The following is a 9,519-nucleotide window of genomic DNA, read 5'->3' as shown; positions in this document are numbered from 1 at the left end:
ACCTCGGCACCGCCACCGAAGCCCTCCCACCCCAGACCTCGATCCAGATGGCCATCCTCGTCATCTCCATCATCCCCATCGTCATCGTCTACCCCTTCCTCCAACGCCACTTCGCCAAAGGCATGCTCACCGGCGCCGTCAAGGGGTAGCCCGCCCCGTCTGGTCGGTCCGACGGCACCGCCGTGCCCTGGTCCGATCCCCCTGTCCGACCACCGTCCACCTGACCGCACACCGAGGAGATCTCCATGACACCGTCGTCACGCATCAGCCGCCGCCGCCTGCTGCAGACCGGACTGGGCGCCGCCGCCGTCTCCGCGGTCGGCGTCCCCACCCTCAGCGCCTGCAGCAACGAAGGCCGCGGAGGCGGCGGCTCCCAGGCGCAGAACGACGCCGTGCAGCTGCCCGACCACATCCCGTACCAGGGCGTGCCGGTCGACCTGGAAGGCCCCGTCGGCGGCAACGACGGGATGCTGGCCTACCCCGCTGACCCAGTGGCGGCCACGGACGGCCCGCCGGGGGACGGTCAGCCCGTCTCCGCTCTCACCATGTCCAACTCCCCGGCTCCGCCCTCGATGGACCGCAACGCGTTCTGGCAGGAGCTGAACCGCCGGCTCGGCTTCGAGCTGTCGGTCTCCCTGGTGCCGAGCGCCGACTACCAGGACCGCTTCCAGACGGCGGTCGCCGGCGGCCAGCTGCCCGACGTGTTCAGCGTCTTCCCCAACGAGACCCCGTCGCTACCCGCGCTGCTCCAGGCCGAGGCGGTCGACCTCACCCCGTTCCTCTCCGGCTCGGCCATCCAGGCCTATCCGTTCCTGGCCAACGTGCCGACCGACAGCTGGCGGCACACGGTCTACGGCGGGAAGATCTTCGGCGTCCCGATCCCGCGCGGTGCCGCCCTCAGCAGCACCCTCTACGGACGCGACGACCTGCTCGCCGAGCGCGGTCTCGCCGGAGCGCCCGACTCCTGGCAGGCCTTCTACGATCTGTGCGCCGGGGCGAGCGCCGGCCAGGCCAACGCGTGGGCCCTCGGGTCGGTGCCGTTGAGCACCCTGAGGCAGATGTTCGGCGTCCCCAACACCTGGGCCGACGAGGGCGGACGCCTGGTGCACGCCTACGAGGCCGAGCGCCAGCAGGAGGCGCTCGAGGCCGGACGACGGCTCGTCGCCGACGGTCTGGTCCACCCCGACGCCTTCGGGGTGGACCAGAACCAGCGCAAGACCTGGGTCGTCAACGGCAGCACCGTCTTCCTCGAGGGCACCTACAGCGCCTGGCTCAGCTTCTACCTGTTGGCCGCCCCGGACGACATCGGGTTGGCGTCCTACGTGCCGCCGAGGGCCGACGGTGGCGGCGCCGCCCCGATCTGGCTGGGCAACCCCACCCACAACATCACCTCGATCAGCGTCCGCTCCGAGGACCGGGTCGAGGCCCTGCTGGACGTCCTCAACTACTTCGCCTCGCCGTTCGGGACGGAGGAGTACCTCTTCAAGACCTACGGTTTGGAGGGGGTGCACCACGACCTCGAGGGCACCGACCCGGTCCTCAACGACAAGGGCCGGAGCGAGACCGCACTCAGCCTGGTCTACCTGGGCGAGCCGCCCTTCACCCTCTACCAGGCCGGACGTCCCGACGTCACCCAGGACCAGTTCGACGCCATGGCCGACACCGTCCCGACGGGGCTGGCCAACGAGGCACTCGGCCTGTACAGCGAGACCCAGAGCCGCCGGGGCACCCAGCTCTCGACCGCGATGGCCGACCTGGAGAACGAGATCCTCCAGGGCCGCCAGCCGGTCTCGGCCTGGGCCGACGGAGTGGCCAGGTGGAAGGCAGACGGCGGAGACGCGATCCGCGACGAGCTGCAACGAGCCCGCGACGAGCGGGCCGGCAGGTGAGCGAGAGCTCCCCGAGGAGGACGCAGGCCACCGAACACCACGGCTCGCCAGGAGGGACCCGAGCATGAGCACCGATCCGCAGCCGACCTCGTCGCCTCGTGGGGGCGCGGCGGCGCGTCCTGACATCGTCTACCTGCACTCCCACGACACCGGTCGTGAGCTGTCGCCCTACGGGGCTCCGGTGGCGACCCCGAACCTGCAGGCGCTGGCCGAGCGGGGCACGGTGTTCCGGCGGGCTTTCGCCGCGGCCCCCACCTGCTCGCCGTCGAGAGCGGCACTGCTCACCGGCCAGTGGCCGCACCAGACGGGCATGCTCGGGCTGGCGCACCGCGGGCACCGCTTGCACCGTCCCCGACGACACCTCGCCGCCGTGCTGGGTGCCGCCGGCTACGCCACAGCGCTGGCCGGGTTGCAGCACCTGACCCCGGACCCCGAGGAGGTGCGCGCAATGGGCTACCAGCAGGTCATCGGTACCGCGGAGAACGCAGAGACGGCGGCCACCGCGTTCATCGAGTCGAGGCCGTCCGAGCCGTTCTTCCTGGACGTCGGCTTCTTCGAGACCCACCGCCACGCCCACAACGTCGCGTTCAACGCCGACGACGTACGCGGCGACCACCGGTACGCCCCAGCGCCGCCAGGGCTGCCTGATACCCCGCCGACGCGCGCAGACTACGCCGACTACGCGGTCTCGGCGGCGCGTCTGGACGCCAAGATCGGCCAGGTCGTCGAGGCGATCGAGCGGACCGGCCGGCTCGAGAGGACCCTCGTGGTCGTCACCACCGACCACGGCATCCCGTTCCCGCGAGCCAAGTGCAACGCGAACGACCGCGGGTTGGGGGTGTCACTGGTCCTGGCCGGGCTGCCGCAGGTCGCCGGTGGACGGGTGGTGGACGGGCTCGTCTCCCACATCGACCTGTACCCGACGGTGTGCGAGCTCGCCGGAGTCGTCCGGCCGTCGTGGGTGGAGGGCCGGTCCCTGCTGCCACTGCTCGACGGGAGCGTCAGCACGCTGAACGAGGAGGTCTTCGGCGAGGTCACCTTCCACGTGGCGTACGAGCCGGTACGTTCGGTGCGGACCGACCGCTTCCGCTACACCCGGCGGTTCGGCGACCAGCACCGGCCCGAGCTGCGCAACTGCGACGACAGCCTCAGCAAGGACCGTCTGGTCGAGGCGCGATGGGCCGATGTCCCGGTGGCCAAGGAGGAGCTGTTCGACCTCGTCCTCGACCCCACCGAGAGCCGCAACCTCATCGCCGAGCCCGCCCTGGCCGCCACCGCGGACGACCTGCGCCGTCGCCTCGAGGAGTGGATGGTCCGCACCGCGGACCCGGTGCTGGACGGCAAGCCGTTCGAACCGCCGTACACCAAGACCTCGACGGCGCCCGGGGCGCCGGCCGGTCACGACGACGGGCGGCCTTCCGGGCGCCGCGGGGAGGGCGACCGTTGACCGTCCCGGGGATGCGTCACCATGGGACCGCACCGCTCGCGAGCGGGCGGACGGGAGCTCAGGTGCAGGACGTGACGATCTCCGACGTGGCCCGTCGGGCCGGGGTGTCGAAGGGCCTGGTCTCGCTCGCCCTGAACGGCCGTCCCGGTGTGGCAGCAGGGACCCGCCAGCGGGTGCTCGACGCCGCGGCCGAGCTGGGTTGGGCGCCGAGCCAGCAGGCCCGGGGGCTGTCCATGCGCACCACCTTCAGCCTCGGGCTGGTGGTCCGGCGCGATCCCGCGGTGCTGGCTGCCGACCCGTTCTTCCCCTCCTTCATCGCCGGCGTGGAGTCGGTGCTCAGCACCGACGGCTGGTCCCTGGTGCTCAGCGTCGCCCCCGACGAGGAGGCCGAGCACCGCGCCTACGAGCACCTCGCCCGCAGCCGCGTCGACGGGTTCTTCCTCACCGACCTCCGGGTCGACGATCCGCGGCCGGCGCTGCTGGCGGGGCTGCGGGCGGAGGCCGTGCTGGTCGGACCCGCTCAGCCCGGCACCGAGCTGCCGTCGGTCAACGTGGACGACCGCCACGGTGTCATCGCCGCCGTCGAGCACCTCGTGGCGCTGGGGCACCGTCGGATCGCCTACGTCACCGGTGACGTCGCGATGGTGCACGGCAGGAACCGGCTGGATGCCTTCCGGCAGGCGGTGACGCGGGCCGGGCTGACGACGGACCTCATCCGCCCCGGCGACTTCTCGGCTTCGTCGGGCGCCTCGGCCACCAGCGAGCTGCTGGCCGACCCGGATCCGCCGACGGCGATCGTCTACGCCTCCGACCCGATGGCGGTCGCGGGGCTGGGCGTGCTGCAGGCTCTGGAGGTGAGGGTGCCCGCGGAGGTCTCGGTGATCGGCTTCGACGGGGTCGAGCTCGGGGGCTACCTGCATCCGCCGCTCACCACGGTCCGCACCGATCCCTTCGGCTGGGGCGTCGAGGCCGCCCGTGTCCTCCGGGCGAGGCTGGGCCGCGGCACCGCCGGCACGCCCGCCACCGACGGGCAGCACGACCTGGCAGCCGCCGAGCTCCTGCTCCGCGGGTCCACCGCACCCGTCCCACCCCGACTGCCCCGGCCAGGAGCACTGCCATGAACCGTGCTGACCCCACGACCACCCAGCACCTCGGCTACCGGCTGGAACGGCTGGGCGTGGTGATGAGCCCCGCACCTGGTCCGCTCGAGGCCGAGGGCGTCCTCAACCCCGGCAGCGGCCGCGGGCCGGACGGCGAGCTGTACCTGCTGCCCCGGCTGGTCGCGGCCGGGAACGTCTCCCGCATCGGCCTCGCCCGGGTCGTCGTGACCGACGGCGTGCCCACGGGCGTCGAGCGCGAGGGCGTGGTGCTGGAGCCGGACCGGTCGTGGGAGCGGGGCGCGTCCAACGCCGGCACCGAGGACCCGCGGGTCACCTGGGTCGACGTCCTCGGTGTGCACGTGATGACCTACGTCGCCTACGGCCCTCTCGGCCCCCGGACGGCGGTCGCCACCTCCACCGACCTCCGCCGCTGGACCCGGCACGGGCCCGTCCTCTACACCCACGACGACGGCCTCGACCTCGACCTCAACCTGTTCCCCAACAAGGACACCGTGTTCTTCCCCGAACCGGTCACGGCGCCCGACGGGGTGCTGAGCCTGGCGGTCCTGCACCGGCCGATGTGGGACCTGGAGGACATCCGTCCGGGACAGGGAGCCCGTCCGCCGGCCTGGCTCGGCGAGACGCGGCACAGCATCTGGATCTCCTTCGTCCCGTTGGCCGAGGTGCAGCACGACCTGTCCGCGCTGGCCCGCTGGCGTGGGCACCGTTTCCTGGCCGGACCGGAGTTCGACTACGAGGAGCTGAAGATCGGCGGTGGTCCGCCGCCACGGCGGGTGCCGGAGGGCTGGCTGCTGCTGCACCACGGCGTCACCGGCGAGCTGGTGCGGGCCTTCGAGCAGCAGCAGAACGTCAACTACGCCGCCGGCGGGATGATCCTCGACGCCGACGAGCCGTGGCGGGTGCTGCGGCGGAGCCCGGCACCGCTGCTGACCGCCGAGACGGAGGCGGAACGGGAGGGAACCGTGCCGAACGTCGTCTTCCCGACCGCGATCGAGGAGGTGGACGGGGTGCCGTACGTCTTCTACGGCATGGCCGACTCACGGATCGGGGTCGCCCGGCTGGTCCGCGACAGCCCGCCGTCGGCGCCCGTCCCGCCACCTGCCACCGACCTCACCGCCTGACGGCCCGCGGCCGTCAGCCGCTGCCCCGACCGATCCCTGACCCAGGAGCTCCTGCGACCATGTCCACCTTCCTCCGTCCGCGCGGGACCACCCTCGACGGCCGCGACCGCGACCCCGCCTACGCCGCCGCCTGGCGGACCGTCGAGTCCGCAGCCCGCGCCTCCCTGGCCTCTCCGCTCCGCGGCCGCGACGTCACCGACCGGCCCGCAGGGTGGGGGCACAACTACTACTGCCCGGTGCACTCCGGAGCGCTCCGGTTCGAGGAGACCCAACCCGACCGGCACCACTGCGAGGAGTTCGACCACGACGTCGCCGGTGAGCAGTTCGACACCGGCTGGGCCTACGCCAGGAACGTCCGGCTGCTCGAGCACCTGGACGCCTCCGCCCTGGCGGCCGCGGTCACCGGCCGGCGTCAGCACGTCGAGCGGGCGGTGGGCGTGCTCACCGAGCTGGCCGAGGTGTACCCCGGTCTGCCGCTCCACGGCGAGAAGGTCGGTCGGGCGAAGCTGATGCACCAGAGCCTGGAGGAGGCGGTGGCGGCCACGTCGCTGGCCCGCAGCCACGCACTGGTCGAGCGGTGGATGACGCCGCAGCAGCGGGAGCTCGTCGCCGAGCGCCTGCTGCGACCGATGGTGGCCGTGATCGAGCAGCACCTGATGAACCGCACCCACAACATCGAGGTGTGGCACCTCGCCGGGCTGGCCTCGCTGGCGGTGGCGCTGGACGACCGGGAGCTCGCCAGCTCGACGCTCACCCGCGAGCACGGCTTCGAGAGCCAGCTCGCCGACGGCGTACGGGCCGACGGCTGGTGGTACGAGGGGAGCCCCGGCTACCACTTCTACATGCTCACCGCCGTGCTGAACGCGGTCGAGAGCTACCGGGCGCTCGAGCTCGGGGCCGACGTCGCCACGGTGCTCGAGCAGATGCTGCTGACACCGCTGCGCGTGGCCCGCAACGACCTCACGGTGCCCTCGACCAACGACTCCCACCTCGCCACCGCCGAGCCGCCGGGTCTGGCCGTCCATGCCGACCTGTACGTCCGCGGCGCCGCCCTGTGCCGCTCCGAGGAGCTGGACCGCTTCCTCGCCTCCTCCCAGGCCGATGCCCTCGACCGCGCCACCGCGGCCTACCTGGTGCACGGCCGCCCATCGGTCGAACGCGAGGCGCCCCGCGCCGACGGCTGGCCGGTGCCACGGGTGGACGTCCAGGCCGACAGCGGGTACGCGGTGCTGCGGCAGCCCACCGCCCAGCGGGGATCCGGTCCCGACACCTGCGCCTTCATCAAGTTCGGTCCGCACGGAGGCGGGCACGGACACCCGGACAAGCTCGAGATCGAGCTCGTGGTCGAGGGTTCCCGGGTGATCGCCGACCCGGCCACCACGATGTACACCAACCCCATCCACCGGCCCTGGTACGTCCAGACCTGGTCCCACTCCACGGTGCTGGTCGACCGGATCAGCCAGCCCCCGACCCGGGGCCGGCTCCTCGGTCACCGTCAGGTGGCACCGGGCAGCTTCGGCTGCGTCGACACCATGGTCGCCTTCGGCGAGGAGCCCGACCCGGAGGGTGTCGGCGTGCTGTGGCACATCGACGACCCCGCTCCGGTGGCGGCCTACGCCGGGGTGACCATCCGTCGCGTGCTGACGATGCTGCCGCCGGAGCTGGGGGACTACCTGCTCGACCTCGTGCTGGTCGACAGCCCGCACCCGCATGCCATCGACCTCATCACCCACGTCCGCGGCAGGTTGGACTCACCGGCCGGCCGGGCCGCCACCGACCGCGTCCTGCTGCCGGAGTTCCGCGACGTCCGGCTGGCTGCGGAGCCGACCGGCCGCACCGACTACCGGCTCACCGACGACGGTCGCCCGTGGTCGCGCTGGCACACCGGCGCCGACGAGCTGCTGACCGCCGACACCCCGTCCAACCCGACCTCGCAGCGGTGCGCCAGCACCGTCGAACGGGTGGTGGGTCGCAGCGCGCTCTTCGCCGCCGTCCTGCCACTGGGCCAGGCCCGGGTGACGGGTGTCCGCACCACCGCGCCGAGCACCGTCGAGGTGGTGCTGGGGGAGCGCACCCACCGGTGGCACCTCGCCCCGCAGCTGCGCGCCGACCCCGCTGCCGGCACCTGGACCGAGCCCCCGCTCGTCCTCGAGGTCGACGCCTGACGCGCTCCTGTCCCGACCGCGCCGCCCTCAGGGCAGACGCACCTCGGTGCACACCGCCCGGGTGAGGCCCGACCACGGGCCGTCGAAGGTCAGCGTCACGAAGGTCGCGGGCGGGAAGCGGCGGCCCAGCAGCTCCTGCTCGGCGGTGCCGGGGGTGACCAGCTCCCAGGCGGCGTCCTGCATCGCCGGGTTGTGCCCGACGACCAGCAGCGAGCCGGTGGCCGGGTCGCAGCCCGCGACCATCTCCAGCAGCCCGTCCGCGTGCGTGCGGTAGAGCGCCGGGCCCTGCTGCGGCTCGACGTCGAGGTCGAGGGCGCTGCAGGTCTGCCGGGCCCGGGTGGCCGAGGAGCACCACACCTCGTCGGGGCGGACGCCTGCCGCGCGCAGGTGCTCGCCCAGTGCCCGGGCCTCCTGCCAGCCCTGCTCGGTGAGCCGACGGTCGGCGTCCGGGCGTCCGGGCAGGGCGTCCTCGGTGGTCGCGTGGCGCAGCAGGTGGAGCGTCTTCACCGTCGCGACGCTACCGGCCGGAGGCCGCGGGCGGGAGGCGGTGCAGACACCGGAGCGGCGGCATGGCATCTTTCCTCTCGTGCCTCGATCCGACCTGCCCCTGGACCAGCTCCCCGGCTACCGCTGCAGCACCCCCGAACCGGACGACTTCGACGCCTTCTGGGACGCCACACTCGCCGAGAACGACCACCCGCTGGACGTCCGGGTGCAGCCGGTCGAGACCGGGCTGTCGCTGGTGGACGTCCACGACCTGACCTTCGCCGGCTACGGCGGGGCGCCGATCCGCGCCTGGTACACCGTGCCGGCCGGCGCCACCGGGCCGCTGCCGACCGTGGTCACCTTCCACGGCTTCTCCGGCGGCCGGGGGCTGCCGCACCTGGTGCACCCGTGGCCGCTGGCCGGCTGGGCCCACCTCAGCATGGACACCCGGGGCCAGGGCTGGAGCACCGGCGGCATCGAGGCGACCCCCGACCCCGACCTCGGGAGCGGGGTCGCGGCCGGCTCCGGGCTGATGGTCGCCGGCGTGGACGACCCCCACACCTACTACTACCGCCGGGTCTACGTGGACGCCGTCCGCGCGCTGCAGGCCGCCGCCACCCTCGAGCACGTCGACGCCGACCGGATCATCGCCACCGGCGGCAGCCAGGGCGGCGGGCTGACCATCGCGGCCGCGGCGCTGGCGGCCAAGGTGGGTCTGCCGCTGCGCGGCGCGATGCCCGACGTGCCGTTCCTGTGCGACTTCCGCCGCAGCGTCGACATGGCTGCGAACGGGCCGTACCCGCAGATCGAGAACTTCCTCAAGGGCTGGCGCGGCCGGAGCACCCAGGTCTTCGGCACCCTCAACTACTTCGACGGCGTGCACCTGGCCCGGCGGGCCGCCTGCCCGGCACTGTTCTCGGCCGCCGTGCTGGACGACGTCTGCCCGCCCTCGACGGTGTTCGCCGCCTACGCCGAGTGGCCGGCGGAGAAGCAGATCGAGGTCTACGACTTCAACGGCCACGAGGGCGGGACGGGCTACCAGTCGAGGCGCCAGCTCGCCTGGGCCGCCGAGCGCTTCGCCGCCTGACCCCAGCCACCGCGCGACCCACCCTCCCGCCGCCGCCCCTCCTCCCTCCCTCCAGCGGGTTCGAGGTGATACCGCAGCCCCGGGGCTGCGGTATCACCTCGAACCCGCGAGGAAGGGGGCGAGAAGGGGGGCGGGGGAGGGGAGGCGCGGGTCAGCAGGTGGCCAGCGGGGTGGCCTCGGTGAGGCGGTACTGCGAACGCTCG

At 73.2% G+C, this 9,519-nt stretch carries 7 protein-coding genes; 6 read left to right on the top strand and 1 reads right to left on the bottom strand.

All coding sequences use genetic code 11. The annotated features are described in order from the left end of the window. The first annotated feature begins 245 nt into the window (after window positions 1-245). The 5 genes from DVA66_RS12765 to DVA66_RS12745 all read left to right on the top strand — a co-directional run bounded on the left by DVA66_RS12765 (window position 246) and on the right by DVA66_RS12745 (window position 7,743). Window positions 246-1,889 (top strand): extracellular solute-binding protein, encoded by a 1,644-nt coding sequence (locus DVA66_RS12765; RefSeq protein WP_114560434.1) that lies wholly within the window; start codon window positions 246-248, stop codon window positions 1,887-1,889. A gap of 64 nt (window positions 1,890-1,953) precedes the next feature. Then, complete coding sequence (locus tag DVA66_RS12760; protein WP_114560433.1) at window positions 1,954-3,336, top strand: sulfatase family protein; 1,383 nt, start codon at window positions 1,954-1,956, stop codon at window positions 3,334-3,336. A 71-nt stretch (window positions 3,337-3,407) separates the two neighbouring features. Further along, entirely contained in the window at window positions 3,408-4,457 is a 1,050-nt protein-coding gene (locus DVA66_RS12755; RefSeq protein ID WP_232821935.1) for a LacI family DNA-binding transcriptional regulator, read from the top strand. Then, complete coding sequence (locus DVA66_RS12750; RefSeq protein ID WP_114560431.1) at window positions 4,454-5,578, top strand: glycoside hydrolase family 130 protein; 1,125 nt, start codon at window positions 4,454-4,456, stop codon at window positions 5,576-5,578. Before DVA66_RS12755 ends, DVA66_RS12750 begins: the two co-directional genes overlap by 4 nt. Before the next feature lie 59 nt (window positions 5,579-5,637). Next, complete coding sequence (locus DVA66_RS12745) at window positions 5,638-7,743, top strand: heparinase II/III domain-containing protein (RefSeq protein WP_114560430.1); 2,106 nt, start codon at window positions 5,638-5,640, stop codon at window positions 7,741-7,743. Between the two features lie 27 nt (window positions 7,744-7,770). Here the strand turns inward: DVA66_RS12745 and DVA66_RS12740 are convergent, their stop codons facing one another. After that, complete coding sequence (locus DVA66_RS12740; protein WP_157973981.1) at window positions 7,771-8,250, bottom strand: SixA phosphatase family protein; 480 nt, start codon at window positions 8,248-8,250, stop codon at window positions 7,771-7,773. Between the two features lie 79 nt (window positions 8,251-8,329). On the opposite strand from DVA66_RS12740, the gene DVA66_RS12735 reads away from it, so the two are divergent. Next, complete coding sequence (locus tag DVA66_RS12735; protein ID WP_114560428.1) at window positions 8,330-9,316, top strand: acetylxylan esterase; 987 nt, start codon at window positions 8,330-8,332, stop codon at window positions 9,314-9,316. The last annotated feature ends 203 nt before the right edge of the window (window positions 9,317-9,519 follow it).

The sequence above is a fragment of the Desertihabitans aurantiacus genome, from assembly GCF_003344635.1.
Taxonomy (GTDB): Bacteria; Actinomycetota; Actinomycetes; order Propionibacteriales; family Propionibacteriaceae; genus Desertihabitans; species Desertihabitans aurantiacus.
The sequence above is the reverse complement of the archived record's forward strand: the minus strand, read 5'-3'. Positions and strand labels throughout refer to the sequence as shown.

Excerpts from the sequence above, each read along its gene's own strand:
- DVA66_RS12765 (WP_114560434.1), top strand. The coding sequence starts at position 246 with ATGACACCGTCGTCACGCATCAGCCGCCGCCGCCTGCTGCAGACCGGA.
- DVA66_RS12760 (WP_114560433.1), top strand. The coding sequence starts at position 1,954 with ATGAGCACCGATCCGCAGCCGACCTCGTCGCCTCGTGGGGGCGCGGCG.
- DVA66_RS12750 (WP_114560431.1), top strand. The coding sequence starts at position 4,454 with ATGAACCGTGCTGACCCCACGACCACCCAGCACCTCGGCTACCGGCTG.
- DVA66_RS12745 (WP_114560430.1), top strand. The coding sequence starts at position 5,638 with ATGTCCACCTTCCTCCGTCCGCGCGGGACCACCCTCGACGGCCGCGAC.